Below are 26,541 nucleotides of genomic sequence, written 5' to 3'. Positions count from 1 at the left end.
GATTGCCGGCTGTAAAGGTTCCAAGGCGGGAGGCAGAACCCGTCAAGAGAAAGCTGAAGAAGCTCGGCCTCTACGATGGCAAAAGGAGGCCGAGGAGGGAAAACGGGTACGTTCTCCTACCGGTTATCAACGACCCCCGGATTGGAAGGCTCGGCTACGAGGTTCTCCCGCTAGAACTCCCGCTCAGGCCGGAGAGGCAGATATACAAGAACCTTGAGAGCGTCCTCGCCGAGAGGCTGAGCAGAGAAGAGCTGAATTACCTGAGGCGCTACGACGTGATAGGCGACATAGCGGTCATCCAGATACCGCCGGAGCTTGAGCATAGGATTGAGGACATAGTTTGGGGCCTGAGGAAGGTCCACCCGTTTCTGAAGGTCATTGCCAAAAAGGGGTTCCACGAGGGTGCCTTCAGGATAAGGGACTACTCGATAATCTGGGGAGAGAAGAGACTGGAAACGGTTCACAAAGAGAACGGCGTTCGGATAAAGGTTGACCTCTCAAAGGCCTTCTTCAACCCGCGCATGAAGGGTGAGCGGTACCGCTTGGCCCAGCTCATCCGCGACGGCGAGAGGGTTTTAATTCCCTTCGCCGGCGTTCTGCCCTACGCAATCGTCATAGCGCGCTATAAGAGGGTCAAAATCACCGCGGTGGAGCTGAACAGGGAAGCCTACGAGCTCGGCCTTGAGAACATTGAGCTGAACAAGGAGAAGCTGAGGGGCGAGATAGAGTTCATTCACGGGGATGTCTTCGAGGTTCTCCCGGAGCTTCCAAGCCACGACAGAGTGATAAGCCCCACGCCGAGGGGCGTTGATGCCCTGACCCTAACTCTGGACAGGGCAGAGAAATGGCTGCACTACTACGACTTCGTCCACGAGGGGGAGATCGAGACGTTCAGGGCGAGAATCCTCGATGAGTGCCGGAAGCTCGGAAGGGACTGCACCGTCAGGATCAAAAAAGTGAGCGACTTCAAGCCGCACGTTTTCAAGGTCTGTGCGGATGTGGAGATTGGGTGAATCCTTATTAACCTCAATCGCATTATCTTGATTTGATGGAGAGTCGTATGGAACTGGTACAGATACTCAGCATTTTGCACTCCCATGCCCAAGAACTCCGGAAGTTCGGGGTTAGGCACCTCTGGCTCTTCGGTTCTTACGTGCGGGGAGAGGCAAGGGAAGACAGCGATCTGGACATCCTGGTGGAGTTTGAACCAGGGAAAAAAACCTTCGACAACTACATGGAGCTCAAGTTCTTCCTCGAAGACCTCCTCGGAGTCGAGGTTGATCTGATAACGATCGAGGCCCTCAAGCCGAGAGTCCGGAAGTACGTATGGAGTGAGGCGGTGAGCGTTGAGGGACTATAGACTGTACGTTGAAGATATCCTCGAAGCGATATCCCGGATCGAGGAATACACAGGAGAATTGAGTTTAGAGGAGTTCAGAGCCAAGGGGATGGTTATTGATGCTGTTGTGAGAAACCTTGAAATAATCGGTGAAGCCTGTCGGGCTATCCCAGAAGAAATCCGGGAGAGACATCCAGAGATAGAATGGCGCAAGATAATCGGCCTTAGGAATATTCTCATCCATCAGTATTTTGGTGTAGATGTGGAGCTTATCTGGGACGTTGTGAGGAACAAGCTACCAGAGCTAAAAATCAAGATGGAAAAACTTGCAGAGGAGTTGTGACCCCGTTCAAACTTCCAGCAAAAATCTCCCAGCGGGGCGTACTCCACCGTTTTCTCGCCGGGGAGCCGAATCTTATATTCCGCGGAATACAAAAACACCAAAAATTTGTATTGCAAAGAATATAAAATCTGGCCATCACTTCTTCCCGAGGAAGTCGAACAGCGTCGCCTGCTTGCCCTTCTTCTTGGGCTTGTCTATCTTCTCCCCGCTTTCCTCGACGGCTTCCATTTCCTCCTCGGCCTTCTCAAGCTCTTCCTCGCTTATCTCTTCCTCCGCCTCTTCCTCGACTTCTTCCTCTTCCGTGGGCTCAATTTCTTCTTCCTTCTCAGCGGCAACCCTCACGTGCTCCTCAAGCTCACCGCGCTCCTTGAGCTTCTTCTCGATGTTCATGCTCTTGCCCCATATAGTCCTGGCCTTCTCCTTGTCCCCGACTATGAACTCGACCTCCTTGAGGTCAAGGTCGAGGTAAACGACGAAGTGCGCCGCCATGTCTGGGTTGTACTCGAATATTGCCTTCAGGACGTTGAGGGTCTCCAGGGCTTCGAGCTTCGCCATGTGCATCTCCTTCATTATCTTCTTGAGCACCGAGTCCCTTAGTCCCCTCTCGGCCTTGCTCTCCGTGAGGAGCTTTATGGTCTTGGGTGGATAAATTCTCACGAAGCCCTTCCTCTTAACGCCAGCAACCGCAACCCCTGCCGTCATCATGTCCGTGGCGTACTTCCAGAGGCCGTAGTTCCCCGTCCTCTGCGCCCTTCCGAGGTATATGTCCGCCCTACTCAGAGCCTCGTAGGCCCTCGCTATGTCCTCGGGCTTGTAGTAGACGTAGGGAAGGTTCTCGTCTATCCACTGGAGGAGCTCGTGGGGGAACATGTCAACGCCGAGAACGACCAGCTTGGCCTTCTTGGCGTTGTCGGTTGCGAAGAGCTGAGCCAAAGCCTGGAAGACGCTCTTTTCCGTGTCGCGGTAGGCGAGAACGTCGACGGCATCCTCTATCCCGCCGGACACAACCGTCTGGAGGTCGTTTATTGCAGCCCTCAGATCACCGTTGGCGCGCTTGGCTATCTCGTAGAGCACCTCCTTCGGAACCGTCAGGCCCTCCGCGTGGAGGATCCTCACGAGTCCCTTTATGATGTCCCTCTGGGTCAGGCGCTTGTACTCGACTATCTGGGCCTTGTTTCTTATCTCCCTCGGGACTTCCCAGTAGTGATTGGCGCTCATGATTATCGGATTTCTGGCTCTATCTATCAGCTTCGCTATCTCCCTCGCCCCGCTCGGCTCCATGTTGTCGGCTTCATCGAGGAATATGAGCTTCCTCCTCTTCCCGAGGATGTCGAGGGTGTAGGCAGCCTGAACGTAGCGCTCCACCTTCTCGTATGTCCTCTCGTCGCTGGCGTTGAGCTCGATTATTTCGAAGCCGTACTCCCGGGCTATGGCATACACCGTCGCAGTCTTACCTGTTCCCGGAGGGCCGGCCAGGATCAGCGCCTTCTTCTTCGGCGGACTGCCCTGGAGCCACGCCTCTATCCATGCCTTCACCTGTCCCAGGGCCTTGGTCTGGTTTATCAGCTCCCCCAGGCGTCTCGGCCGGTACTTCTCAACCCAAGGAACGTCCCGCGGCATGGCCATCACTTACCCATCAGGGTGAACTGGGCCAGCAGAGCCTCAAGCTGTATCATCTCGTTCGCTCCTTCCACGAGCCTGAAGTTGTACTCTCCGATCTTGTCGGCCAGGGCAACTTTCCTGTCCTCGGGTATGGTCAGGTTGAAGACCTCCTTGTGCATCTGAATGAGAACGTCCTCGCCGCTCAGGCCCTGCTTGAGGAGTATCTCCCTGAGCTTCTCCCTGGCCTTGAGGAAGTTGCCCTCCAGGGCCAGCTGCATCATCTGTCTGACGTCCTCCGGACGAGCTCTGCTGGCAACGAGGAAGACGTTCTCATCGGTTATCTTGGTGTCAAGGGCGGCAGCAGCCTGCAGGACGTTTATGGCCCTTCTGAGGTCGCCCTCTGCAACGTAGAGGAGCGCCTGGAGTCCCTCCTCCGTCAGTTCAAGCCCCTCGTTCTCAGCTATGAGCTCTATGCGCCTCGCTATGTCCTCGTCCCTCAGCGGCCTGAAGCGGAAGATGGCGCACCTCGACTGTATCGGCTCGATTATCTTTGAGGAGTAGTTGCAGCTCAGGATGAAGCGGACGTTGTTCGAGAACATCTCCATCGTTCTCCTCAGGGCCTGCTGAGCATCTTGGGTCAAAGCGTCTGCCTCATCGAGGAAGATTATCTTGAAGCTCGCCCCGCCTATCGGCTTAGTTCTCGCGAACTCCTTAACCTTCTCGCGGATGACGTTTATTCCACGCTCGTCGCTCGCGTTCAGCTCAAGGAAGTTGTGTCTCCAGCCCTCGCCGAAGAGCTCCCTCGCGAGACACAGAGCCGCGGTGGTCTTTCCAACGCCCGGGGGTCCGGCAAATAGAAGGTGCGGCATGGAACCGGTTTTAACGTAGTGCTTGAGCCTCTTGACTATGTGATCCTGCCCGACCATGTCGTCGAGCTTTTGAGGCCTGTACTTCTCAACCCAAGGCTTCTCGAGGATTTTAACCTCCTTAACTTCCTCCGGCATAGCTATCACCCTACCTAAAGGCTTATGAGCCTTTGAGGTATTAAGCCTTTTGCCATGGACCCACTCGAACACGCCTCGATACCAGCGTTGGCATACCTCGCGCTCTCGTCGAATCCCACAGCTGGGTTAGTGCTCGCCATCATCATTGGAGCGGTCTTTCCGGACCTCGACGCATTCACACGGGAGCACCGGTCGTACCTCCATTCTCTCCTCCTCGCGGTTCCCATCACGGGGCTGGCGTACCTCGCGGGCAACCCCTACGCCATCCTTTTCTCCCTAGGCTGGCTCAGCCACATCTTCCTCGACTTCTTCACGGGCGTGATTCCCTTCGCATACCCCCTGATGAGGAGGGGCTACGGAATCGAAATATTCGCAAGGGGAGGAACCAACGGGCTGAGGATAGAGCCCAAGGTTCTGACCAGGTATCCCGATCCCCGGCGGGAGTACGAGATAAGCATAGGCGGCAGCGTCGCCCTCGCCTTGCTCACCCTGGCGGTAATGGTTCTTAGGCTGCACTAACTGGGGCACTGCAAAACTTTTATACCTCGATGTCCAAGAATCACCGGTGGTTCTCATGGCGAAGCTCGACTGGATTAGGGAAGAGCTCAAGGAGCTCAAGGAGAAAGGCCTTTACGTGACCATTAGAAAGCTTGAGAGCTCCCAGGGTCCCTGGGTCGTCGTTGACGGAAAGCGCGTTCTCAACATGTGTTCGAACAACTACCTCGGTTTGGCCGCACATCCCAAGATAAAGGAGGCCGCTATAAGGGCCATCCTCGACTACGGCGTCGGTGCCGGAGCGGTTAGGACCATAGCCGGCACCATGGAGCTCCACGTGGAGCTCGAGGAGAAGCTGGCCAAGTTTAAGAAGAGGGAGGCAGCCATACTATTCCAGAGCGGCTACAACGCCAACCTCGGCGCTCTAAGTGCTCTACTCACCAAGAAGGACAACGGTGTCTTCATCAGCGAGGAGCTCAACCACGCGAGCATCATAGATGGAATGCGCCTCAGCGGTGCTCCAAAGGTCATCTACAAGCACCTCGATATGGAGGACCTCAAGAAGCGCCTCGAGGAGAACAAGGACAAGGAGAAGAAGATAATCGTCAGCGACGGTGTCTTCTCGATGGACGGTGACCTCGCGCCGGTCCCGGAGATGGCCGAGCTGGCCGAGCAGTACGATGCCATGCTCTACATAGACGACGCCCACGGTGAGGGTGTCCTCGGAGACAGCGGAAGGGGTATAGTCGATCACTTCAAGCTCCACGACAAGGTTGACTTCGAGATGGGTACGCTGAGCAAGGCCTTCGGTGTTATCGGCGGCTACGTCGCCGGACCGGAGGAGGCCATCGAGTACCTCAGGCAGAGGGGAAGGCCGTTCCTCTTCTCAAGCGCCCCGAACCCGCCCGACGTTGCGGCGGCCATTGCAGCCGTCGAGATACTCCAGCACAGCGACGAGCTAGTTAAGAAGCTCTGGGACAACACCCACTTCCTCCAGAACGGGCTGAGGGACCTCGGCTACGACCTCGGCAACACCAAGCACCCGATTACGCCGGTCATGCTCTACGACGAGAAGACCGCCCAGGAGTTCTCACGGAGGCTCTACGACGAGTACAACATCTTCGCTCAGGCGATAGTCTACCCGACCGTCCCGCTCGGAACTGCTCGCATAAGGCTCGAGCCTTCAGCGGCCCACAGCAAGGAGGACCTCCAGTACGTTCTGGATGCCTTCGAGGACCTCGGAAAGAAGACCGGCTTCCTGAAGTGATTCCGGGCCCTTCAATTTTCACATTTTTCACCAAAACTGGTTCTTTGTTCGAACATTGTCTCCGATTCATGTTAAAAATTAGAACTTACGGTGTCCAATTACTTCGAAGCACCACCGAAAAATATAATTTATTGGAGAGAAGACAACATGTTGGGGAATAACCGGGTTATCAGCGGTGGTGGCCGATGGCGATAATCGTCGCACTGCTTGCGGAGGTTGCATTCATAGGCCTGTTCCTCATAACCGTCGGCCGTAGAAAACGGTTCATCTCACACTACCCGGAGCTCAAGCGGTTCTACGACTACGCGATGCTCTCCTTCTTTGTGGGCGCCCTTGGCAAGTCCGTTTTCCTGCTCCTCGATCTCAGGAGCAACAACCTCATTCTCATGACCCCTGAGCAGGTGGACTTGGTGAACTCGATAGGCAACCTTCTGGCCCTCCTGGCCGCGGTAATCTTCATCGCGGGATGGTGGAGCCTCCTCACAGTCCTCACGGAGAGGTACGAACTCATCCCGGTTGTGGAGTTCACTGGAAAGGAAGAGCAGGAGAGCCTCAAGCCCGGGCTGTACCTGTGCAACCTGCCCAACTGCTACCCGGTGATAGAGAGGCTCCTTCGCGGAAGGGCCGGGCTCATAGTGTCCAGGCATCCTCCGGAAGTCATCAGAGAGCATCTGAACATCGAAAAGACCCCGGTACTGTGGCTGACCACGGTTAGGGACAAAAACGCCGTTTCCCCCACTCGCTTGGAGTTCCTCCTCCAGGCGATGGTTGACTTCATGAGAAAGACCGACAATCCGAAGATTATTTTCCTCGATGGGGTCGAGTACCTCATCCTCGAGAACGGTTTCGCCCCGGTCTTCAAGTTCCTCACGACCCTGAAGGACTACACAACCATCTACAACACCGTGGTGATAGTCCCCATTGACGCGGAAAGCCTTGACGAGAAAACCGTGAACCTCATGTACAGGGAGTTCGAGAGGATGAAGCCCCAGTCCTAAAACTTCACCCATTCTATCTTGTAGTACACCACGTCGTTGTCCTCGTCGACGACGGCCATCACCATGTTCTTTCTGACGCCGTGGGCAACCCTCACGCGGGCGGTGATGTCGTTCGGGCTGAAGCGGAGGTTCTCGGGGACGACCCATATCAGCCACTGGGAGTGCTCGTCCATTCCGCGCCTGTAAACGCGGAAGTGCGAGCCGAACTTGAGGGCGGACTTGACGGTGTAGCCCCTGTCGCGCAGGTCGGTGTAGACGAGGAGCTTTATGTCGAACTGGTCGTCGCGCTTCCTTCCGAGCTCGACCAGTTCCTTGAAAGAAAGCTCTTTCTCGCCATCAAAAACCCTTATCTTGCCCTTCTCCATCAGGTAGGCAGCTTCTATGAGCGAGAGAAAGAGCTTCCCGTTCACGACCTCGCCGAAATACCTCTTGTTGTAGAACTGGTTTATCGCCTTTTCGCGCTCGCTGAAGACCCTGTCCCCGCTGAGCTGAAAGACTATCGGCTCCTTCAATTTCTTCCACCCCACTCGTCGGCCGGCATCAGCATGTAGTAGGCGTCCTCACCGTCGGCGTAGTAGCCGATTATGCGCTTGATGCGCCTGAAACCGAAGCGCTCGTAGAGCTTTATGGCCTTTTCGTTGCTCACACGAACCTCCAGACCGATGTAGCGGGCGCCCTTCTTTATGAGCCTTTCGATGACCTCGCTAAGCAGGGCCGAACCGATGCCGCTGCCCCGGTACTGGGGGTCAACGGCAATGCTCATTATGTGCCCCTCCAGGTCGGGACGAAGGTATGCCATCACGTAGCCGATGACCCTCCCGCGGTACTCGGCCACTAGGAAAGTATCGGGGTTGTTCTCAAGAAAAACCAGAAAAACACCCCGCGGGTACTGTTCCCGGAACGAGAGCCGTTCTATCCTGACGACGTCGGGTATGTCGAACAGCTTCGCCGGCCTTATAACGACCATCGCCAGGGGAATCCTCCCACCGGCTTCTCTAACGGACACGCTCATGTTATAGACTACGCGCCAAAGCTTTTAAGACTTGAGGAAGACTTCATCCGGGGTGGCCACCCCACGTGATGAGCACTCTCGAACCTGACGGCGGGATGATGACCGGATTCCTGGCTGATTCTCCCCCCTACTTTCCGGAGTAAAGTTTAAAGCCCCCGAAAACCAAGTCAACCGATAGGTGATGTTATGCGCATAGCTGAAGACCTTAACAACCCGGTTGGAATCGTGACTGGTGAAGCCACGGTTAACTCCTTCCAGTTCTACGCTCATCCCGATAGCGACCTCAAGTTTGGAGACTTCGTCGTTGCAAGGCTGTGCAAGGAGGCGAAGGACAGGAACTGCCGCTGGGGCGACGACGTTGAGTGGGTGATAGGCACCATCAGAGGGATTAAAAACATCAACTGGCTCCTCAGTGAGGGGAAGAGCACTTTCGCGAGCCTTGACCTCGACCTGAGGGAGTACGGAGAGAGCATAGGCGAGAACGAAGCACTGATAGTCACCGTTCATGTGCTGGGAAGGATAGAGCTCAGAGGCGACAGGGCCGAGATAGTCCCCAACCGCGTCCCCGTTCCCAACGGAAACAAGGTCTACATAGCCAGCTCAGACCTTCTCGGGGCGATCTACTACGGCGGGGAGGGCTTCATCGAAGTTGGAACCCTGCTCCTGAGGGACGACGTGCCGATATACCTCAACGCCGACGAGCTGGTTTCGAGGCACTTTGCTGTTTTAGCCGTTACCGGAGCGGGCAAGAGCAACACAGTTTCGGTCATGCTCTGGAAGATGGTGGAAGAGCTGAGGGGAACGGTCGTCGTTCTCGACCCCCACGGCGATTACATGCGCCTGAGCCTTCCCAACACGGGCACAAGATACGTCAACCTCATCGAGGCGAGAATCCAGCCCGAGACGATGGACGGCGAGGAGCTGGCTGACCTCATGGAGATACAGAGCAACGCAACCATACAGCGCTCCTACCTGCTGCGAGCCTGGGACACGGTTCTCCACGAGAACCCCAACCTTGGTGGGAGGGAGGTAGTCAAGGCCGTCCTCGACCTGCTCCAGCGGTGGGCGAGCGAGGGGTACGGCAGCTACTGGGACCCCCACGCCGGCAAGTACCGCGACCTGGGCGAGATAAAGGCCGCCGAAAAGGAAACGATAACGAGGCTCACGATGAAGATATCCCGCTTCCTGAGGAACTACGGCCATCTGCTCTCAAGTGAAGACATAGTGGCTTCCATCAGAGCTGGTATGGTGAACGTCATAGACCTCGGCCCCTTAGACGAGGGCCAGATGAAGCTGGTAGCTGCGAAGCTCCTCGAAAAGATGTTCGAAACCAGGATGGACTACGAGAAGGCCAGGAAGAGGCTCGAATACCTCAAGAGAAAGTACGGAAGCAGAATCTCGGCCGTTTCGGAAGAGGTGGAGGAGCTTGAGAAGTTCATCCGCTCTGTCGAGGCGAGCTATCCGGCCCTCTCGGAACCTATACTCATAATAGTAGAAGAGGCTCACATCTTCGCACCCCACGGCGAGAAGGGCGGAACCGTGAGGATACTCGGAAGGATAGCCAGGGAGGGCAGGAAGTTCGGCGTCGGCATGGGACTCGTATCCCAGAGGCCGAGCAGGCTCAACGAGGACGTGCTGAGCCAGACGAACACGAAAATCATAATGCGCATCGTGAACCCGAACGACCAGAACTACGTCATAAAAGCCAGCGAGCAGCTGAGCGGGGAGCTTATGGGGGACATAGCCGGCCTCGGCAAGGGCGAGGCGGTGATAGTAGGTCAGGCCATAAGCCTGCCCGCGCTGGTGAAGGTCTACAACTTCAAGGCCCTCGGCGGTGACTACGGGGGCGAGGACATAGGTGTCGTGAGGCGCTGGAGGGAAAGGGCGGAGCGCGAGAAGGCAGAGGAGAAGAAGGAGGAGCTCTACGAGGAGGAGGGCATAGAGCTGGACTTCTGAGGTGTCCCAGATGAAGTTCGCCCACATGGCCGATGTTCATCTCGGCTTCGAGCAGTACCGCCTTCCCTACCGCGCCGAGGAGTTTGCCCAGGCCTTCAGAGAGGCAATGAAGAGGGCCGTAGCGGAGGAAGTGGACTTCATTCTCATAGCCGGCGACCTGTTCCACTCAAGCCGGCCCAGTCCAGAGACAATAAAGACCGCGATAGAGATACTGGAAAAGCCGAGGAAAGCCGGAATTCCAGTCTTTGCGATAGAGGGAAACCACGACAGAACGCAGAGGAAGGTCTCGGCTTATCATCTCCTTGAGGGGCTCGGTCTGCTCCACCTCGTCGGTCTGAGGGACGAGAAGGTTGAGAACGAGTACCTGACGAGCGAGAGGCTTGGGGGCAAATACCTCGTTAGGGGCGTCTTTGAGAGGGGCGGGAAGACCGTCGAGATTCACGGGCTGAAGTACATGAGTGCGGCATGGCTTGAGCGCAACAGACTCGCTGAAATTTTCAAGCCCGAGGGAGACGCCATCCTGATGCTCCACCAGGGGATAAAGGAGCTCATAGAGAAGATGATGGGGATAATCCCCGAGAGCCAGCGCGACTACTTCGAGCTGAGGATGGAAGACCTGCCAAAGGGCTATGTCTACTACGCTCTCGGCCACATCCACAGGGAGTTCGTCACGAGCTACGATATAGGGACGCTGGTCTATCCGGGCTCGCTCCAGCGCTGGGACTTCGGGGACTACGAGCTCAGGTACCGCTGGAACGGAAGGAGCTTCACCCCGGAAGCCGGCACGAGGAAGGGCTTCTACATAGTCGAGGACTTCAAACCGAGGTTCATCGAGCTGAGGGTGAGGCCCTTCATAGACGTTAAAATGAAAGCCGACGAGGAAACCGCCAAGAGGGAGCTGAAGCGCCTCAGGAGTAAGATACCGAGAGAGGCCTTTGTAAGGCTCGACCTGCGCTGGGAAAGGCCCTACGACGTTTCCCACTTCCAGGAGATTCTGGAAGTTAAGTACCTCTACCTGAGAACGCGCTTCGAGAGGAAGCTGAAAGCTGCCGCCGGCGGAGAGGTGCCCAAGCCGGCTGAGTACTTCACCCCAGCGGAACTGAGGGCGATAGAGCTGACCGGCGAGAAGAAGTTCGAGGCCCTCGATATCGTCGTCGAGCTGTTCCTGGGCGAGTGGGAGGAGAAGAAGCCGGAAGAGCCGGGAGAGGAGAAGCTCGAAGAGCCCGCCCCGGCCAAGGAGGAGAAACCCCCTAAGAAAGAGAAGAAGCCCGAAAAGGCGCAGAAGGCGAAGAGACCCAGGCCGAAGGGCAAGCCCACGAGCATTCTCGCCTGGATCGGTGGTGGAGATGAAGATTGAAAAGCTCATAATCAAGGACTTCCGCTCCCACGGGCTGACCAAGGTTAACTTCACGAGCGGGATAAACCTCATAATCGGACAGAACGGCTCTGGAAAGAGCTCCCTTCTCGATGCGCTCCTCGTCGGCCTCTACTGGCCGAGCAAGCCCAAAGACCTCAGAAAGGAGGACATACTCAGGGTGGACGGAAAGTCCACGGAGATAACGGTCTTCTTCGAGAAGGACGGCGTCAAATACCAGCTCCACAGGAACATAACCAGGGGAATGGCCTTCGCCAAGTACCACGACGGAAGCTCCTGGAAGCACGCCACGGAGACGAGCCAAAAAGCTGTAAGGGACTGGATGGAGAAGCTAGTTCCGTACGACGTCTTCCTCAACGCGATTTACATAAGGCAGGGGGAGATCGATGCCATCCTTGAGAGCGACGAGAGCAGGGAGAAGGTCGTCCGCCAGGTTCTCGGTCTCGACAGGTATGAAAACGCCTACAAGAACCTCCTCGAAGTGAGAAAAGAGATAGAACGCAGGATAAAATCGACGGAGGACTACCTGAAGAGCACGGAAAACCTCGACGAGCTGATCGGGGAGATGGAGAGGGAGCTCTCAAACGCCCTCAAAGAGATAAACAAGCTCTCACCTCAGATTCCAAAGCTGGAGAAGGAACTGGAAAGGGTGGAGAAAAAGCTCGGGGAGCTTGATGCCCTGGAGAAGGAGATAAACTCTCTCAGACTTGAGGCCAAGGAGAGGGAAGGGAACCGAAAGCGGCTTGAGACGAAGCTGGAGGGGCTTGAGAAACGCATAGCCGAGAGCAAACAAAGATTGAGTGAGCTGGAGGAACGGGTGAAGGAGTTCCGTAAGTTAAAGGAGAAAGCCGAGCTCTACCTGAAGCTCTCGAACTTCAGGAAGCGCTATGTGGACGAGAAGGCCAGAAACGAGAAGCTCGCCGAGAACTACAGGGCACAGATTTCGGCGATAGAGGAGCGCCTCGCCGAGCTGAGTGAACTGGAGAAGCGCCTCAAGGAGCTGGAGAAAGAGAGGGGCAAGCTCGAGAGGAAACTCAAGAGGCTCGAAAAGGACGCCCGGGCGTACGAAGATGCCAAATCATTGTCGTCGCAGCTGGAAGGCCTCAGAAAACGCCTCAAGCTCTCCAGAGAAGAGATAGAAAAGCTCTCCGCCGAGGTCGAGGGTGCAAAGAGGAGGAAGGAAGAGATACAGGTTGAGCTAAACGAGATAAACGAGGAGCGCGGTGGACTGAAAAACCTGGTCAAGGAGAGGAACAAGGCCATAATGGAGCTGAAGAAGGCCAAGGGCAACTGTCCCGTCTGCGGCAGAAAGCTAACCGAGAAGCACAGGAAGGAGATAATCGAGAAGTACCAGGCCGAGCTCAAGGAGGTATCCCAGTCCCTGAAGGAACTCGACGAGAGGGAGAGAAAGCTCAGGAGCGAGCTTGTCAGGATAGAGAAGGTTCTGAAGAGGGAACGCGAGCTGATAGCCGCCAAGGAGCTCATTGACCAGATAGCCGGCCTTGAGGAGAAGCTGAAGGAATACGACCTTGAGAAGCTCATGAAAAAGGCGGAAGAATACGAGGGAGTGAAGAGCGAACTGAGCAGGCTCGAGGGCGAGCTGGAGAGCACGAAGGCCGAGCTTGAGAAGGCGAAGGCCCTCAAAAAGAAGAGGACACTCGCCGAGGAGAAACTCAAGTCGATCGAGGAGAAGCTGAGAAAGCTCGATGAAGAGCTCGAGGGGATGGGCTTCTCCAAGATAGAGGAGCTCGACGAAAAGCTTGCCGAGCTTGAACCGTCCTACAAGCGCTACCTCGAACTGAAGAACTCCGAGAAAGAGTTCGAGAGGGAGAAGAATAACTTGGAGCGGCTCACGCTGGAGCTTGAGGAGGTAAAACGCAGCCTGGATGCCGAGAGCAAAGCCCTGAACGCGCTGATGGATGAGCTGGCAAAGAAAGAGAAGCTTTACAGCAGGGAGGAGCACGAAAAGACCCGGGAAGCCTTCGCCTCGCTCAGGGAGGAGCTGGCCGGAAAGAAGGCCCAGCTGGAGGCCCTAGAGAAGAAGCGCGACGAGACCATGGAGAACCTCCGGAAACTCAAGGAGGAGAAGGACCGCAGAAAGGAGAAGACAAAGGAACTTGAGGAGCTTAAGAAGGCCCGCGAGAGGGTTCAGGAGCTCAGGGAGAAGGTGAGGCGCTACAAGGCCATGCTCAAGGAGGGGGCGCTGGCGAAGGTCGGTGAGATAGCCAGCGAGATATTCGAGGAGCTGACCGAGGAGAAGTACTCCGGGGTTACCGTGAAGGCGGAGGAGAACAAGATAAGGCTCGGGGTGCTGTACAACGGCAGGGAATACGGCCTCGGATTCCTCAGCGGAGGAGAGAGGATAGCCCTCGGCCTGGCCTTCCGGCTGGCGCTCTCGCTCTATCTCGCGGGCGAGATAAGCCTGCTCATCCTGGACGAGCCAACGCCTTACCTCGACGACGAGAGGAGGAGAAGGCTCGTTGACATAATGCAGCGCTACCTGAGGAAGATACCGCAGGTCATAGTCGTTTCACACGACGAAGAGCTGAAAGATGCCGCCGACAGGGTGATACGGGTGAGCCTTGAGAACGGCGTCTCGGTGGTCAAAGAGGTCGAGCTGGGGGTGTGACGATGGGATACAGGCTCATAGACAGGGCGAGCGTTGACAGGATAAAGCGGATGCTCCAGAGGGGCTACGCCGAGGCGCAGGAGAAGCTAAAAACCATAGAGTGGCGCGAGCTGCCGGAGAGAAGGGGGAGCAAAGTCTATGCCATCGATGGAAGCCAGGGGAAGCAGAGGCTCAGCGGGACGATTTTCTACGCTGTCTCAAGTTACGCCTTCGGCAACGGCCCGGCATACAGGCTGGTCTACACCAACGCCATGCTCTACAACCAGGGCATATCCGACCAGATAATCCGCCTCCAGATGGAGACCCTTGAGAACAAGCTGGGCTACCTTGCGGCGAAGATCGGCAATGTGGACTACGTCATGATGGACGGAACGCTGACCGGCTCGCTCACTAGGCCGCCCGTTTATCCGGAGAGCGTGAGGGGGATAACAACCATAAAGAGCGCCCTCGGGGACGAGCGCCTTGAGGAGCTTATAGAGCGCTTCGTTGAGGAGCTAAGGGAACATTACGAGGAGCTGGAAAGAAAACTGACGAGGGACGGCAGGATAAACGGCGACGTGATCCTGGCCGACAGGGTTCTTGAGGAGTACGCCGAGTACTACAGGGCCATGGAGGGGAAGGAGATCGTCAACTACGACGGCGCGTTCAGGGAAATCAGGAAAGCCCTCAAAGAGGAAGATACCGTAAAGGCCACGGAGATACTCGAAAACCTCGAGGAGTACGCCGAGAGCAAGCGCCTCTCCCTCGACGACGCCAGAAACGCCGTCCACGTCGTTCTCGGCTACCTGGAGTACCTGTATTCCCTGGAGAAGCTCCTGCACCTGAACCTCGTCTACGTGGCGAAGAGCTTCTACAACAGAAAGCTGACCCAAAAGCTCGGCATAGACATCGTTGACGTACCGTACCTCGACGCATACCTCCGAAAGACCTACGGCGAGGAGAGGGCGGGCTACTACGTGATAACCCAGGGAGGGAAGGCCATAAGCCACAGGATGCCCAAGGTCCTGAGGAAGCGGTTCCCCAAGGTCGAGCACTTCATAGAAAACGGCGTTCCAATGGCCTACATCCGCACCATGAAGGGCGGCGTCATATACCTCCTCCAGAGCAACAGGGAGATAGACGACGACCTGCTGGCTGAGATACTCTGGCACGAGAGGAACGGCTACTTCAGGCCGCTCCAGAGGGCCCACGAGGGAGTGAAAATCGAGAAGAAGGCCTTCGAGGCCGAACTAGCTGCGCTGCTCAACATAATAAAGGCGGAAAGTCCAGAGCTGAGGGTATTCCTGAAGTACGGAAGGAGCCCGCTGGAGTAAAAAAAGAAAGCTCAGGAAACCGAGGCACTGAAGGTCGCTAGGATTCTCAGATACGACTGGTCGAGGCCGTTCATGTAGTCCCTTGTTTTTCCTCCAGTCCCCCATCTATCCTGTCCCGCGAGGACTACGACCACCTGGCCCTCGGTCCAGACGTTGGTCTTGACGAACATGCCCCTCTCTCCGTTTCTCACCGCACTCTGCTCGCCGGGACTGAGAACCTGCCTGACGTAGCCGCCAACGCCATCGTAGGCGTCCGGACCGCCGAGGATTATGATTATCTTCGAGTCCCTGTAGGCCTCGAAATCGTCGGCGGTGACGTGCCTCACCGAGAGGCCGAGCGCCCCCAGGTGCGCCGCCAGCAGGTTGCCCTTGATGCCCCAGTCAATGTCGTTGGCGAGGATAACAACCTCGGGCATCTGAACGGGCTCGTAGTTCAAGGTCCAGTCCACCAGTTCCTTGAGAACCGAGAGCTCCTCCGCACTACCGGCCTCAAGCTCAACGGAGCTGTAGACTGCGCGGTAGTCCCCCTCGGTGGCAAGTATTCCACCGCTGTAGTCGCTGGTGCGGGCCAGAAGCATCGGGGCGTAACCCTTGAGGGCATGGAGGAGCCTGACGCGCTCGAGGAGCTTCCTCTCGACGGGAATCTCCGCCACCATGCCGTTGTGGCTTATCACAACGCCTTTATCGGTAACCTCCATGGAAGCGAGGACTTCCGGAAGTACCATTGACGCTGACAGCGAGAAGTTGAACTGCACGCCAGTGAGGTTCTTGATGGACTCGCCCATCTCGCGCATCCTGAGGCCGTTCTCCGAGGCGAAGCGTGAGACGCTCCTCTTGGCTATCCCAAAGTGTGTGGACGAGAGGACGTACTGCCACCCAACCGTTGAATAAGTGTTGACATCCACGGTGCCGCCGTTGAAGGGTCCCTTCTCCGACAGCACGAGGGAGTAGCCGGTGCTTATGAATGGGACCATAACAGAGGCCTGGGTGAGGTTGAGTTCGCCCTTGGCCGCGTCGGCGAGGATCAGCGGGTCGAGGCCGAGGAGCTTCGCCAGGCCCGGCTCGTCCACGCTCCCGATGTGCTGCGGGTTGGTGGCGTCGAACATGGTTCCGGACGTGACCACGAGGCCGGCGTGGTGAGTCTCAAGGTAGTCCTCAAGGGCCGAAATCTGATCCTCGGAGAGGCCCCACTCCGGGAGCCAGAGGTTCGAGAGTATCACCGCCTGGGGCTGGAAGCTCTGCAGGGCATCGGAAAGCTCATCCGGGGAGACTATCTTTATGTTGTAGTACTTGGCCAGGCCCTCCCAGTGGTGCTCGGCGAGCATCCAGGGCTTGAGCTTGGTCAGGGGCTCGGCAACGGCCTCGAAGTCCGAGAGGTTGTAGTGGTAAAAGCTCCTGGAGACGTTGAACTGGATCATCAGCGAATCCAGGGACTTCTCGAAGGCCATCGCCTCGACCGAGGGGTCAACTATGAGAACCTTCGGTCCACCGGGGTTGGCAACGTAGTAGGAGTAAACCGGGCTGTAGGAGGTGTGGCCCTCCACGTCCGTGACGGCTATCTTGAACTCTATCCTGCTTCCGGGTGGCGCCCCCGGCAGGTTTATCTTGCGGTAGAAGACGTAGAAGTTCTGGCTCTCGCCGTAAAAGCGGTGTATTATTGACTGGTAGAGCGACCAGTTCTCACCGGCCGCGGCGGTTCTAACGTACGCCGGCTTCCAGTCGCCGTCGTCTATCCTGTAGTACGCCTCAACCTTGCCCTTACCCACCGTAATCCCGAAGTCATCGGCTATGTAGAAGTACACCGTGAACTCCTCGTAGGGGCCAACGACGAAATCCTTGGGGATGTTGCCCACGAGTATTATAGGTGGCCGCAGTTCAGAGACTATCACAGCCGAGGATGCCGGTGGAAGGAGCATACCGAACAGCAACAGTATTGCAAAAACCGCTTTGAGTTTATCCATGGTGTCCTCACCAACATAAGGTAACGCTTCCGAACTATTTATATTTAGCCCGAAAGATTTAAACGCCTGGACAAATAATCCATGGCCATGAAAAAATGGCTCCCAACTCTGCTGGCCCTCTCGATCATCGCGGGCTTCCTCGGCGTCTACGTGGGCTCGGTCAGTCTGAACCCCTCTGACGTAACGGCTAGCGTGGCCTACGGGATAAAATCGGCCCTGTCAGGGATATTCCCGTCCATAAATCCCGGGGAGAGACCGAAGGCCTTCATCATCGTGTGGGAGCTTCGCCTCCCGAGGGTTCTGCTGGCCTATCTGGTCGGGCTCTCCCTCGCCTCGGCGGGCGTTGCCAGCCAGGCGCTCTTCAGGAACCCGCTGGCGGACCCGTACATAATAGGCGTGAGCGCTGGAGCGGGAATAGGCGCCGCCCTTGCGGCCATCTACGCACCGGCGCACATGGGAGCCTTCGCCCTGGTCTCCGCCATCCTCTCGGTCTTTGTTGTCTACACTGTCTCGAAGGTCGACGGCCACATCCCGGTTGATACGCTCCTCCTGGCGGGAATAGCCTACGGCTTCCTAGCCAGCGCGGTAACGTGGTACCTCATAATAAGCCAGGGAGAGAGGGCCCACGTAACCTGGATGTGGCTCATGGGGACGTTCAACGGCGCCGGCTGGGGCGACGTTGGCGAGATGTTTATCGTTGCACTCCTCGGCGTCGGCTTCCTCGTATGGAAGTGGAGGGAGCTGAACCTGATACTCTTCGGAGAGGAGAGCATTGCCCTCGGTCTGGACGTTCACCTATACAGAAAGCTCTTCATCGGGGCGATAGCCCTCCTAACAGCCTTCGCCGTCTCGACCGCGGGGATAATCGGCTTCATCGGCCTCGTCAGTCCGCACATAATGCGCCTTCTCCTCGGGCCAAACCACAGGGAGCTGACCCCAGCGAGTGCCCTCTTCGGAGGCGCCCTTTTGGTTTTCGCGGACCTGCTGGCGAGGACGCTGGCGAAGCCCACCGAGCTTCCCGTTGGCATCATAACTGCCCTCATGGGAGCACCTTTCTTCCTCTACCTCCTGATGAAGCACAAGAGGGGTGAGCTGTACTCATGAAGGCTCTTGAGGTCAAAGTTTCCTTCGCCTACGGCGAGAGGGAGGTCCTCAGGGGAGTGGAGTTCACCGCAGAGAGAGGGGAGCTTCTGGCCATAATCGGCCCCAACGGAGCTGGAAAGTCAACTCTCCTCAAGTGCTTGGTTGGAATCCTCAGGCCAAGGGGCCACGTGACCTTCGACGGAACGAACCTGCTTGAGCTTAAGCCCAAGGATAGGGCCAAACTGATAACCTACGTTCCCCAGAGTTCATTCCCCGAGTTCGCCTTCACCATAGAGGAGTTCGTCGAGCTCGGCACATACGCGACGAGGGGAAGCGTTGAAGGGGCCCTGAAAAGGGTCGGCTTATGGGAGCGCCGGATGGAGCAGATAACAGCGTTAAGCGGCGGTGAATACCAGCTGGCCCTGATAGCGAGGGCCTTAGCTCAGGGAAGCGAAGTGGTTCTCCTGGACGAGCCGACGAGCCACCTGGACATAAACCACGCCCTTGAGATAATGGAGCTCCTGAAGGAGATGAGCCGGGAAAGAATAGTCATAGCAGTTCTCCACGACCTCAACCTAGCCCTCCGCTACGCGGACAGGCTGATGCTCCTCCACGAGGGGCGGAAGCACTGGGAGGGGAAGCCGGGGGAGCTGAAGCCCGAGACCATCGAGGAAGTCTACGGCGTGAAGGCCAAGATAACGGAGGTAGATGGTCACAGAGTCCTTCTAGCGAGGGTCTAGCAAAGGTTTAAAACGTCAGGCGAGAAGATGTGTCAGGGGTGAGAGAATGGAAACGAAGAAAACCGGCACCACCACCGTGGGAATAAAGGCCAAGGACGGTGTCGTTCTGGCCGCGGATACGCAGGCTTCCCTCGACCACATGGTCGAGACCCTCAACATCAGGAAGATAGTCCCAATCACCGACAGGATAGCGATAACCACCGCGGGAAGCGTTGGCGACGTTCAGGCCCTGGCGAGAATGCTTGAGGCTGAAGCCAGATACTACCAGTTCACCTGGAACAGGCCCATGAGCACCAAGGCCATGGCGAACCTGCTCAGCAACATACTCAACGAGAACAAGTGGTTCCCCTACCTCGTCCAGATAATTATAGGGGGCCACGTTGAGGAGCCGACCTTAGCGAACCTCGACCCGATGGGAGGGCTTATCTTCGACGACTACACCGCAACCGGCTCGGGAAGCCCATTCGCGATAGCCGTCCTTGAGGATGGCTTCAAGAAGGACATGAGCGTCGAGGAGGCCAAGGAGCTCGCGGTCAGGGCCGTCAGGACTGCCGGAAAGAGGGACGTCTACACCGGCAGCAGAAAGGTCCAGGTCGTCGTCATAACGAAGGACGGCATGAAGGAAGAGTTCGTCGAGTTCAAGGAGTGAACCGTTCAACGGTTGCACCAAAGCCCTTTTTAATTCTCTTTTCGAGTTGGTAACATGCGGAATCTCCCAGAAAAGCTGGCGGTTCTCGGGCTGATAGTCCTGCTCGTCTCAGCGCTCTACGCAGCTGAGAGACTAACCGTTAACCCGAGCTCGGTTCTCACCCAGGTAAACGAGATACTCGATCAGGTTCAGGAGATAAGGAACCTCACCTTCAAGGAGAGGCCGAAGATAGTCGTTCTGACCAAGGATGAAGCCCTGGCAAAATGGAAGCCCGGAAAAGGCGACATCGAGAGGATGAAAATAGAAGAACTGACCTACAAGATGACCCTCCTTCTTCCCCCGGACTACCATTACATCAAAAAGGAGACGGAGAGGAGCGCCAACTGGATAGCCGCGACTGTGGGGGATACCATCTACATCATCCAGGAGAACTTCATGTCCGACCAGGACACCGCAAGGAGAACGATAGCCCACGAGAGCGTTCACGTGCTCCAGAAGCAGTGGTTCGACGCGAAGTACGGCGCCGACACCTACGACGGGACGATAGCGGTTCAGTCCCTAATCGAGGGCGACGCCGACCTCGTCGCGGACCTCTACTGCGAGAGGAACGGGATACCGATTCACAAGATACGCTCGCTGAGCGGCAACCCACTCACGGACCTCCACATCTTCCCCTACGTCTTCGGCGACCGCTTCGTGAGGTACCTCTACGAGAAAGGCGGCTGGAAGCTCGTTAACGAGGCATACACCCGCTATCCGGTCTCGGCGCAGCAGGTCATGCATCCGGAGCTGTACCTCGAAAACGTTACCCCCCTCAACGTCACCCTGAGCGCACCGCCGAACTCACGGATTCTCAAGGAAGACAGGCTCGGCGAGTACTACGTCTACCTCCTCCTCAGGGACGTTGCGAAGCTTGACAACGAGACCGCCTGGAACGTCTCAAGTGCGTGGCGCGGGGATAAGCTCCTCCTGACCCAGAACGCGACGGGCTACCTCCTCCAGTGGAAGGTCGTCTTCTCAAGCGAGAACGCCGCGAAGATCTTTGGGGAAACCATCTCCAAGCTTGCAGAGGGCAACACCTACGCGAACTACACGATAAGGATTGAAAGGAACTCCGTTCTCCTGATCGCCGAAAGGAGGGACTGATGTGAAGCTGGTCTGTCCCATCTGCGGGAAAACCTACGACGAACCTGTTCAGAGGTGTGAATGCGGCGAGCCTGTCGAGTTTGAAAGGTTCACCGGCGAACCGTACATAGGAAAGAGCGTCTGGGAGCGGTTCTGGGACTTCTGGCCGGTGGAACCGGCACTGGAGTTCTCCCTCGGCGAGGGCGACACACCCCTTGTGAAGTCGGGACTCGGCGAAGAGCTTGGAGTGAAGCTCTACCTCAAGAACGAGACAGTAAACCCGACGTGGAGCTTCAAGGACAGGGGCACTTTTCTGGCGATGAGCCATGCCCTAAAGGCTGGCTACAAGACCGTTGGAACCGTCTCCACAGGAAACATGGCGGCGAGCGTTTCGGCCTACGCTTCCCGCTTCGGGTTGAAGGCGAAGATTCTCGTCTCCGAGAGCGCGAGCGACGAGAAGCTGAAGGCCGTTTCGGTTTACGGCGGCGAGGTCATCAGGGTTCACGGCGACTACGGGAGGCTCTACTTCGAGAGCCTGAAGTTGGGAGAAAGGCTCGGGGTCTACTTCATGAACTCGGACAATCCCTTCAGAATCGAGGGCTACAAGGGCATCGCCTTCGAGATAGCCGAGGAGATAAGCCCGGACTACGTTCTGATTCCGACCAGCTCGGGCGGGCTCTTCCGGGGAATAGCCAAAGGCTTCATCGAGCTCCATGAGAGCGGGCTCATCGATGACCTCCCAACCCTCATAGCGGTTCAGGCGGAGGGCTGTTCGCCGATATGCAGGGCATTTAAGGAAGGTAAAGCAAAAATCGAGCGCTTTGAGAACCCCAAGACCATAGCCAAGGCCATAGCCAACCCGTATCCGCCGAGCGGGAACGCGGTTCTGAGGCTCATGCGGGACTTCGGCTGGAGCTGTGTATCCGTTTCCGACGGTGAGATACTCGAAGCTCAGAGGAAGCTCGCCGGCGAAGGCCTCTTCGTCCAGCCGGCGAGTGCTACAGGCATAGCGGCGCTGGAGAGGCTCGACCTTCCAAGAGGGGCCAAGGTCGTCTCAATACTCACCGGCTCGGGCTTGAAAACCCTCAAGAGCGCTCCACAGGGAGGGATTAAGGAGTGCCCGCTCGAGATGCTGGAAAGCTGTTTGAGGTGATACCATGCTGATTGGAGCCGCGGTTATGCCCCACGGGAACCCCGTCTTAGAGCCGGAGGACGATGAGACGAGAAAACTCGCGGAGGTTCTCAGAAAGATCGGTGAGGAGTTCAAGGGAGCTGAGGCCTACGTCCTCATAAGCCCGCACAACGTCCGGATGAGCGACCACCTCGGCGTGGTCATGGCCGAGCATCTCGTCTCATGGCTCGGCTTCGAAGGAAAGGAACTGCCCGGAGAATGGGAGACCGAGAGAGGGCTCGCGGGGAAAATCTACGAGTCGGCGAAGAGTGCCGGCCTGCCCGTGGTGGACATGAACTTCGCCGCACTGAGCGGTGAGTACTCCCGGTGGCCTCTGAGCTGGGGAGAGCTTATACCCCTGCAGTTCCTCGAAAAGAAGCCGCTCGTTCTCCTGACCCCGGCCAGAAACGTGTCCAGAGAAGTGCTCGTTCGCTTCGGCGAGATCATCGGAGAGGTTATAGAGGGGAGCGAGAAGAGGGTAGCCTTCATAGCCAGCGCCGACCACGGACACGGACACGATGAAAACGGCCCGTACGGAAAGGTGAAGGAGAGCGAGGAGTACGACAGGCTCGTCATGGAGATAATCTCGGAAAACAGGCTGGAAAGGCTCATGGAAATTCCCGAAGAGCTCGTGAGAAAGGCCCTAGTGGACAGCTACTGGCAGCTCCTCGTCCTCCACGGCCTTCTGAGGAGGGTCCCGATGGAGGTGAGGGAAACCGCCTACGCCTGTCCAACATACTTCGGAATGGCCGGGGCGCTGTGGGTCAGGTGAGTCACAGAACGTCAAAGCTTATCTCAAGCAGCCCCTTGCTCTTCCTGAACCTGACCTTTCTGATTTTTATCTCCCCGATTTCTCCCGTCGTTGCGGTATGCTCCTCCTTGCAGGCGTTGACGTTCCAGCCCTCGATGACGACGACCCTTAGGGTTCTTACCTCCGGCGGAATCGGGAAGAGGTCGTACATGTCCTCGCCGAAGCGCTTCTCGGCCTCGTCCCTGGGCAGCTCGTAAACCCGAATCGGTGCATTTTCCTCTACCTTCTCGTTGGCGAGGCGCTCTATCTCGGCAACCTCCTCTGGCGTTGGCTTCCGGTCGAACTTGACGGTCAGCCGCCCATGGTTTCCGTCCACGTAAACGCTCGCCGTCCACTTGGCGTTTTCACCCAGAACCTTGACGACGGCGCCCTTGACCACGTGCAGTGCAGTGTGGGCTCTAACCTCAACCGACGACATAGGCATCGTTCCATCTTCTCGGAGGACTTATTAACGGTTGCGCCGTACTCGGCTTGGGTGTTGGTATGAAAAGAATCGAGGAAATCGCGAAGGAACTGGGGGCCGAGATTCTCGAGATTGGAAGGCCAGTCAAGACCGTCGAGCAGGCCACGAGGGAGGCGGGCGTTGCCAGAAAGCAGGTTATAAAGTCGCTCGTCATCATAAGCGAGAGCGGGCCCCTTCTCGTCATAGTTGACGGCGAGTCGAGGGTCAGCCTACCGAAGCTGGAGGAAAGGTTTGGAAAGTGCAGGTTCGCCAAGGCGAAGGAAGTCAAGGAGCTCACCGGCTACGAGGTCGGAGGCGTTCCTCCCGTCGGCGTGCCGCTCAGGACGATAATCGACTCGCGGGTTCTGGAGAACGAGCACGTCATCGGCGGGGGAGGGGCCGTCGACAGGCTCATCAAGATAAGGCCCGAAAGGATCATCGAGTACCAGCGGGCGGAGGTAATGGACGTTAGGGAATAATCGGGTCAGGTTATCAACCCCACAGGTAAATTCAAACGGAGATTATCCAGCGGCGCTTGAATGTTTTTCAGTTCACTGAAGTCCCCACCGAATAATTCACGCCAGAAGCTTGCACCATTAAACAAAAACCGTTATAAATGCCAAAAACGATACACCAGTGCCAGATTAACAACTTTTGAGGTGGTCAACATGGCCGAAAAGAAGAGAAAGAGGGTTCTCATTTTGGGCGCCGCCGGAAGGGACTTCCACAACTTCAACACGTTCTTCAGGGACAACCCTGAGTACGAGGTGGTAGCTTTCACCGCCACTCAGATTCCTGACATCGAGGGAAGGGTTTACCCGCCCGAGCTCGCCGGTGAGCTCTACCCGAACGGGATTCCCATCTGGAGCGAGGATGACATGGAGAAGATCATCAAGGAGCACAACATCGATATCGTCGTTTTCGCCTACTCCGATGTCTCTCACGAGCACGTCATGCACCTCGCCAGCAGGGCCCACTCAGCCGGTGCCGACTTCTGGCTCCTCGGCCCGAAGAGCACCATGATAAAGAGCACCAAGCCGGTCATAGCGGTCACCGCCGTCAGAACCGGCTGCGGAAAGAGCCAGACCAGCAGAAAGGTCGCCCAGATCCTCCAGGAGATGGGCTACAAGGTCGTCGCCATCAGGCACCCGATGCCCTACGGCGACCTCAGGAAGCAGATCGTCCAGCGCTTCGCCAGCTACGAGGACCTGGACAAGTACGAGTGCACCATCGAGGAGCGCGAGGAGTACGAGCCCTACATCGACAGGGGCATGGTGGTCTATGCCGGCGTTGACTACGAGAAGATCCTCCGCGAGGCCGAGAAAGAAGCTGACATAATCCTCTGGGACGGCGGAAACAACGACTTCCCGTTCTACGTTCCGGACCTCTGGATAGTCGTCACCGATCCGCACAGGCCCGGCCACGAGCTCAAGTACCACCCAGGTGAGACCAACTTCAGAGCAGCCGACGTCATCATCATCAACAAGATCGACACCGCCAACAGGGACGACATTCAGAAGGTTCGCGAGAGCATCGAGAAGGTCAACCCGAACGCCATCGTCATCGACGGTGCCTCACCGCTCTACGTGGACAAGCCGGAGCTCATCAAGGGCAAGCGCGTTCTCGTCGTCGAGGACGGCCCGACCCTCACCCACGGCGGCATGAAGTACGGTGCAGGCTACGTCGCTGCCAAGAAGTACGGCGCCAAGGAAATCATCGACCCGAGACCCTACGCCGTCGGCTCGATCATCGACACCTACAAGAAGTACAGCCACCTTGACGTCATCCTGCCGGCCATGGGTTACGGCGCCAAGCAGATCAAGGAGCTTGAGGAGACCATCAACCGTGCCGACGCAGATGTCGTCGTCATCGGAACCCCGATCGACCTCCGCCGCGTCATGAAGCTCAACAAGCCGGCCGTCAGGGTCAGGTACGAGCTCGAGGAGATCGGCGAGCCGAAGCTCAGGGACATCCTCAAGGACTTCGTCGAGAAGCACGTCAAGAAGGAGTGATCCTTCTTTTTCATTCTCTTCTTCTCAGAACCAGCCAGACGTCGTTCCCCTCGAAGCCACAGCGCCTATAAAGCGCCTCTGGATTCGTTCTGTTGTCAAGCTGGCCCGAAACCGTTGTGAAGGCCGCGTCCTTCAGCCTGCGAAGGAGTTCAAACACAAGGGCCTTCCCGAGGCCCCTCCCGCGGTAGGATGAGTGAACCTGTATCCATTCCAGCGAGCCCTCGCCGATGGAGCGGTCCAAGTCCGCTATCCCAAGGGCAACGGGCTCACCACCATTAAGAATCCAGAGCCAGAACGACCGGTCGAACGCCGGCCCAGCGGTCCACGACTTGACTTCACCAGAACCCACATGGATGTCCTCGTAGCAGAGGTTTATGAACTCCGCAACCTCTCGGGCCTCCGCAGGGACGTCCACCTCTCTGAAGGCAAAGCCCGCCGGTAGGGACGGTGCCTCAAGGGTCTCGCCCCTGTGAACGAGCCTGAAGTACCTCTCAACATAAAATTCCTCCAGGTCTAAAGCCCTAGCTAGCCTCTCATGCAGAAGTACAAAATCCAGTCCCTCAATATCGGGGGGAACGCCGTTCGAGTCCCAGTAAACGTAGATCCCTCTGCCCCTCCTGGCCTCCAGATGGACGACTTCCCCTCCGCGAACGTCCAGAAGGGTCTCCATCCCGTCCAGCATCGCCAGGGTCTTCCAGAGGGCGTTCGGAAGCGTTCCGGTTGGGTTCCTGAGGTACAACTCGGTCAGTGCCGTTTTAAAGTCCATGAGAGCCGTACTCCCGGAGAAATTTAAACTTTGGGGTTACGGAAAGCTTTTTTATCGCGGGGCGGTACGTCAATTGGTGATGCGATGATATTCGGAGCGGTAGGGGTTCTCGGAACCTTCCTCATGGTGCTCCAGCTTCTCGCCCTTGTGTGGGTCATCTACGACGTCCTCACAAAGCAGAAGAGAATGCCGGACGTTGAAAAGGTCATCTGGATAGTTTTGGCGTTCATCTCCACGATACTCGGAGCGCTGGTGTACTACATACTCGTCAAGAGGCAGGGAAAATACGAGGAGAAACCGGAGGAAGCCGGCGCCTCCGAGGATTCCGTAAGGGTGTACTGACCGGAAGCCTTTTAGGGATAACGTCCAACTTATCCTGCCCGGGGAGTGCCGCCGAAGGCGGAGCCAATGAACTTGGGCGGGTTATTACCCCCTTTTCACGGCGTTT

Annotated in this window: 26 protein-coding genes; 19 read left to right on the top strand and 7 right to left on the bottom strand. The window is 57.0% G+C overall.

Annotated elements, in window-relative coordinates:
• Window positions 1-2 precede the first annotated feature (2 nt).
• The 3 genes from CDI07_RS07790 to CDI07_RS07780 are packed head-to-tail and all read left to right on the top strand — an operon-like array spanning window position 3 to window position 1,682.
• Window positions 3-1,013, top strand: a complete 1,011-nt coding sequence (locus tag CDI07_RS07790; RefSeq protein ID WP_088181081.1) for a class I SAM-dependent methyltransferase family protein — start codon at window positions 3-5, stop codon at window positions 1,011-1,013.
• Between the two features lie 35 nt (window positions 1,014-1,048).
• Entirely contained in the window at window positions 1,049-1,360 is a 312-nt protein-coding gene (locus CDI07_RS07785) for a nucleotidyltransferase family protein (protein ID WP_226996561.1), read from the top strand.
• Complete coding sequence (locus CDI07_RS07780) at window positions 1,347-1,682, top strand: DUF86 domain-containing protein (protein WP_088181079.1); 336 nt, start codon at window positions 1,347-1,349, stop codon at window positions 1,680-1,682. The genes CDI07_RS07785 and CDI07_RS07780 overlap by 14 nt, the downstream gene beginning before the upstream one ends.
• Window positions 1,683-1,817: 135 nt before the next feature.
• Here the strand turns inward: CDI07_RS07780 and CDI07_RS07775 are convergent, their stop codons facing one another.
• Both CDI07_RS07775 and CDI07_RS07770 read right to left on the bottom strand, forming a co-directional pair.
• Window positions 1,818-3,302: a replication factor C large subunit gene (locus CDI07_RS07775; RefSeq protein ID WP_088181078.1), complete on the bottom strand. Its 1,485-nt coding sequence runs from the start codon at window positions 3,300-3,302 to the stop codon at window positions 1,818-1,820.
• A 5-nt stretch (window positions 3,303-3,307) separates the two neighbouring features.
• Window positions 3,308-4,210, bottom strand: coding sequence for a replication factor C small subunit (locus CDI07_RS07770; RefSeq protein ID WP_255373846.1), 903 nt, complete (start codon window positions 4,208-4,210; stop codon window positions 3,308-3,310).
• 132 nt (window positions 4,211-4,342) lie between these two features.
• Here CDI07_RS07770 and CDI07_RS07765 point away from each other — a divergent pair, with 132 nt between their 5' ends.
• The 3 genes from CDI07_RS07765 (at window position 4,343) to CDI07_RS07755 (ending at window position 7,048) form a co-directional block, all read left to right on the top strand.
• On the top strand, window positions 4,343-4,807 hold the full coding sequence (locus CDI07_RS07765; RefSeq protein ID WP_088181076.1) for a metal-dependent hydrolase: 465 nt from the start codon (window positions 4,343-4,345) through the stop codon (window positions 4,805-4,807).
• 55 nt (window positions 4,808-4,862) lie between these two features.
• Entirely contained in the window at window positions 4,863-6,050 is a 1,188-nt protein-coding gene (locus CDI07_RS07760) for a glycine C-acetyltransferase (protein WP_088181075.1), read from the top strand.
• A 185-nt stretch (window positions 6,051-6,235) separates the two neighbouring features.
• On the top strand, window positions 6,236-7,048 hold the full coding sequence (locus CDI07_RS07755) for a DUF835 domain-containing protein (RefSeq protein ID WP_088181074.1): 813 nt from the start codon (window positions 6,236-6,238) through the stop codon (window positions 7,046-7,048).
• Here CDI07_RS07755 and endA read toward each other — a convergent pair.
• Complete coding sequence (gene endA / locus CDI07_RS07750) at window positions 7,045-7,560, bottom strand: tRNA-intron lyase (RefSeq protein ID WP_088181073.1); 516 nt, start codon at window positions 7,558-7,560, stop codon at window positions 7,045-7,047. The two genes, CDI07_RS07755 and endA, sit on opposite strands and share 4 nt — an antisense overlap.
• Window positions 7,557-8,060: a ribosomal protein S18-alanine N-acetyltransferase gene (gene rimI, locus CDI07_RS07745; protein WP_088181072.1), complete on the bottom strand. Its 504-nt coding sequence runs from the start codon at window positions 8,058-8,060 to the stop codon at window positions 7,557-7,559. The genes endA and rimI overlap by 4 nt, the downstream gene beginning before the upstream one ends.
• 186 nt (window positions 8,061-8,246) lie before the next feature.
• On the opposite strand from rimI, the gene herA reads away from it, so the two are divergent.
• The 4 genes from herA to nurA are packed head-to-tail and all read left to right on the top strand — an operon-like array spanning window position 8,247 to window position 15,333.
• A complete protein-coding gene (herA, locus tag CDI07_RS07740; RefSeq protein ID WP_088181071.1) occupies window positions 8,247-10,016 on the top strand; it encodes a DNA double-strand break repair helicase HerA in 1,770 nt (589 codons plus the stop codon).
• A 10-nt stretch (window positions 10,017-10,026) separates the two neighbouring features.
• Window positions 10,027-11,373 (top strand): DNA double-strand break repair protein Mre11, encoded by a 1,347-nt coding sequence (gene mre11 / locus CDI07_RS07735; RefSeq protein ID WP_088181070.1) that lies wholly within the window; start codon window positions 10,027-10,029, stop codon window positions 11,371-11,373.
• Window positions 11,363-14,020, top strand: coding sequence for a DNA double-strand break repair ATPase Rad50 (rad50, locus tag CDI07_RS07730; protein WP_088181069.1), 2,658 nt, complete (start codon window positions 11,363-11,365; stop codon window positions 14,018-14,020). The genes mre11 and rad50 overlap by 11 nt, the downstream gene beginning before the upstream one ends.
• Window positions 14,021-14,022: 2 nt before the next feature.
• Complete coding sequence (gene nurA / locus CDI07_RS07725) at window positions 14,023-15,333, top strand: DNA double-strand break repair nuclease NurA (protein ID WP_088181068.1); 1,311 nt, start codon at window positions 14,023-14,025, stop codon at window positions 15,331-15,333.
• A gap of 11 nt (window positions 15,334-15,344) precedes the next feature.
• Here the strand turns inward: nurA and CDI07_RS07720 are convergent, their stop codons facing one another.
• A complete protein-coding gene (locus CDI07_RS07720) occupies window positions 15,345-17,294 on the bottom strand; it encodes a hypothetical protein (protein WP_226996560.1) in 1,950 nt (649 codons plus the stop codon).
• 87 nt (window positions 17,295-17,381) lie between these two features.
• Between CDI07_RS07720 and CDI07_RS07715 the strand changes: the two genes are divergently transcribed.
• Genes CDI07_RS07715 through CDI07_RS07690 form a run of 6 tightly spaced genes read left to right on the top strand, consistent with a single transcriptional unit; the run spans window position 17,382 to window position 22,834 of the window.
• Window positions 17,382-18,398 (top strand): iron ABC transporter permease, encoded by a 1,017-nt coding sequence (locus CDI07_RS07715; protein ID WP_088181569.1) that lies wholly within the window; start codon window positions 17,382-17,384, stop codon window positions 18,396-18,398.
• Complete coding sequence (locus CDI07_RS07710) at window positions 18,395-19,117, top strand: ABC transporter ATP-binding protein (RefSeq protein WP_088181067.1); 723 nt, start codon at window positions 18,395-18,397, stop codon at window positions 19,115-19,117. The genes CDI07_RS07715 and CDI07_RS07710 overlap by 4 nt, the downstream gene beginning before the upstream one ends.
• A gap of 46 nt (window positions 19,118-19,163) precedes the next feature.
• Window positions 19,164-19,766: an archaeal proteasome endopeptidase complex subunit beta gene (gene psmB, locus CDI07_RS07705; RefSeq protein WP_088181066.1), complete on the top strand. Its 603-nt coding sequence runs from the start codon at window positions 19,164-19,166 to the stop codon at window positions 19,764-19,766.
• Window positions 19,767-19,820: 54 nt separating this feature from the next.
• Window positions 19,821-20,912, top strand: coding sequence for a DUF4157 domain-containing protein (locus CDI07_RS07700; RefSeq protein WP_088181065.1), 1,092 nt, complete (start codon window positions 19,821-19,823; stop codon window positions 20,910-20,912).
• Between the two features lies 1 nt (window position 20,913).
• Entirely contained in the window at window positions 20,914-22,044 is a 1,131-nt protein-coding gene (thrC, locus tag CDI07_RS07695; RefSeq protein ID WP_088181064.1) for a threonine synthase, read from the top strand.
• A 4-nt stretch (window positions 22,045-22,048) separates the two neighbouring features.
• Window positions 22,049-22,834, top strand: a complete 786-nt coding sequence (locus CDI07_RS07690; RefSeq protein WP_088181063.1) for an extradiol dioxygenase — start codon at window positions 22,049-22,051, stop codon at window positions 22,832-22,834.
• 1 nt (window position 22,835) lies between these two features.
• On the opposite strand, the gene CDI07_RS07685 is transcribed toward CDI07_RS07690, so the two are convergent.
• Window positions 22,836-23,291, bottom strand: a complete 456-nt coding sequence (locus CDI07_RS07685) for an alanyl-tRNA editing protein (RefSeq protein ID WP_088181062.1) — start codon at window positions 23,289-23,291, stop codon at window positions 22,836-22,838.
• A 65-nt stretch (window positions 23,292-23,356) separates the two neighbouring features.
• On the opposite strand from CDI07_RS07685, the gene CDI07_RS07680 reads away from it, so the two are divergent.
• Window positions 23,357-23,794, top strand: a complete 438-nt coding sequence (locus CDI07_RS07680) for an aminoacyl-tRNA deacylase (RefSeq protein ID WP_088181061.1) — start codon at window positions 23,357-23,359, stop codon at window positions 23,792-23,794.
• A gap of 189 nt (window positions 23,795-23,983) precedes the next feature.
• Window positions 23,984-25,327: a cyclic 2,3-diphosphoglycerate synthase gene (locus CDI07_RS07675; RefSeq protein ID WP_088181060.1), complete on the top strand. Its 1,344-nt coding sequence runs from the start codon at window positions 23,984-23,986 to the stop codon at window positions 25,325-25,327.
• Window positions 25,328-25,337: 10 nt separating this feature from the next.
• On the opposite strand, the gene CDI07_RS07670 is transcribed toward CDI07_RS07675, so the two are convergent.
• The gene (locus CDI07_RS07670; protein ID WP_088181059.1) at window positions 25,338-26,093 is read right to left on the bottom strand and encodes an N-acetyltransferase; all 756 of its coding nucleotides are present in this window, start codon (window positions 26,091-26,093) and stop codon (window positions 25,338-25,340) included.
• An 84-nt stretch (window positions 26,094-26,177) separates the two neighbouring features.
• Between CDI07_RS07670 and CDI07_RS07665 the strand changes: the two genes are divergently transcribed.
• Window positions 26,178-26,435, top strand: a complete 258-nt coding sequence (locus tag CDI07_RS07665; RefSeq protein WP_226996559.1) for a PLDc N-terminal domain-containing protein — start codon at window positions 26,178-26,180, stop codon at window positions 26,433-26,435.
• The last annotated feature ends 106 nt before the right edge of the window (window positions 26,436-26,541 follow it).

Source organism: Thermococcus sp. 5-4 (assembly GCF_002197185.1).
GTDB classification, from domain to species: Archaea; Methanobacteriota_B; Thermococci; order Thermococcales; family Thermococcaceae; genus Thermococcus; species Thermococcus radiotolerans.
Note: the sequence above shows the minus strand (reverse complement) of the source record. Positions and strands in the feature narration are given on the sequence as shown.

Bases quoted from the DNA above. Each gene is read 5' to 3' on its own strand.
- CDI07_RS07785 (WP_226996561.1), top strand. From the start codon at position 1,049: ATGGAGAGTCGTATGGAACTGGTACAGATACTCAGCATTTTGCACTCC.
- CDI07_RS07775 (WP_088181078.1), bottom strand. From the start codon at position 3,302: ATGCCGCGGGACGTTCCTTGGGTTGAGAAGTACCGGCCGAGACGCCTG.
- CDI07_RS07770 (WP_255373846.1), bottom strand. From the start codon at position 4,210: ATGGTCGGGCAGGATCACATAGTCAAGAGGCTCAAGCACTACGTTAAA.
- CDI07_RS07765 (WP_088181076.1), top strand. From the start codon at position 4,343: ATGGACCCACTCGAACACGCCTCGATACCAGCGTTGGCATACCTCGCG.
- CDI07_RS07760 (WP_088181075.1), top strand. From the start codon at position 4,863: ATGGCGAAGCTCGACTGGATTAGGGAAGAGCTCAAGGAGCTCAAGGAG.
- CDI07_RS07755 (WP_088181074.1), top strand. From the start codon at position 6,236: ATGGCGATAATCGTCGCACTGCTTGCGGAGGTTGCATTCATAGGCCTG.
- rimI (WP_088181072.1), bottom strand. From the start codon at position 8,060: ATGAGCGTGTCCGTTAGAGAAGCCGGTGGGAGGATTCCCCTGGCGATG.
- herA (WP_088181071.1), top strand. From the start codon at position 8,247: ATGCGCATAGCTGAAGACCTTAACAACCCGGTTGGAATCGTGACTGGT.
- mre11 (WP_088181070.1), top strand. From the start codon at position 10,027: ATGAAGTTCGCCCACATGGCCGATGTTCATCTCGGCTTCGAGCAGTAC.
- rad50 (WP_088181069.1), top strand. From the start codon at position 11,363: ATGAAGATTGAAAAGCTCATAATCAAGGACTTCCGCTCCCACGGGCTG.
- nurA (WP_088181068.1), top strand. From the start codon at position 14,023: ATGGGATACAGGCTCATAGACAGGGCGAGCGTTGACAGGATAAAGCGG.
- CDI07_RS07720 (WP_226996560.1), bottom strand. From the start codon at position 17,294: ATGGATAAACTCAAAGCGGTTTTTGCAATACTGTTGCTGTTCGGTATG.
- CDI07_RS07715 (WP_088181569.1), top strand. From the start codon at position 17,382: ATGAAAAAATGGCTCCCAACTCTGCTGGCCCTCTCGATCATCGCGGGC.
- CDI07_RS07710 (WP_088181067.1), top strand. From the start codon at position 18,395: ATGAAGGCTCTTGAGGTCAAAGTTTCCTTCGCCTACGGCGAGAGGGAG.
- psmB (WP_088181066.1), top strand. From the start codon at position 19,164: ATGGAAACGAAGAAAACCGGCACCACCACCGTGGGAATAAAGGCCAAG.
- CDI07_RS07700 (WP_088181065.1), top strand. From the start codon at position 19,821: ATGCGGAATCTCCCAGAAAAGCTGGCGGTTCTCGGGCTGATAGTCCTG.
- CDI07_RS07690 (WP_088181063.1), top strand. From the start codon at position 22,049: ATGCTGATTGGAGCCGCGGTTATGCCCCACGGGAACCCCGTCTTAGAG.
- CDI07_RS07685 (WP_088181062.1), bottom strand. From the start codon at position 23,291: ATGTCGTCGGTTGAGGTTAGAGCCCACACTGCACTGCACGTGGTCAAG.
- CDI07_RS07680 (WP_088181061.1), top strand. From the start codon at position 23,357: ATGAAAAGAATCGAGGAAATCGCGAAGGAACTGGGGGCCGAGATTCTC.
- CDI07_RS07675 (WP_088181060.1), top strand. From the start codon at position 23,984: ATGGCCGAAAAGAAGAGAAAGAGGGTTCTCATTTTGGGCGCCGCCGGA.
- CDI07_RS07670 (WP_088181059.1), bottom strand. From the start codon at position 26,093: ATGGACTTTAAAACGGCACTGACCGAGTTGTACCTCAGGAACCCAACC.
- CDI07_RS07665 (WP_226996559.1), top strand. From the start codon at position 26,178: ATGATATTCGGAGCGGTAGGGGTTCTCGGAACCTTCCTCATGGTGCTC.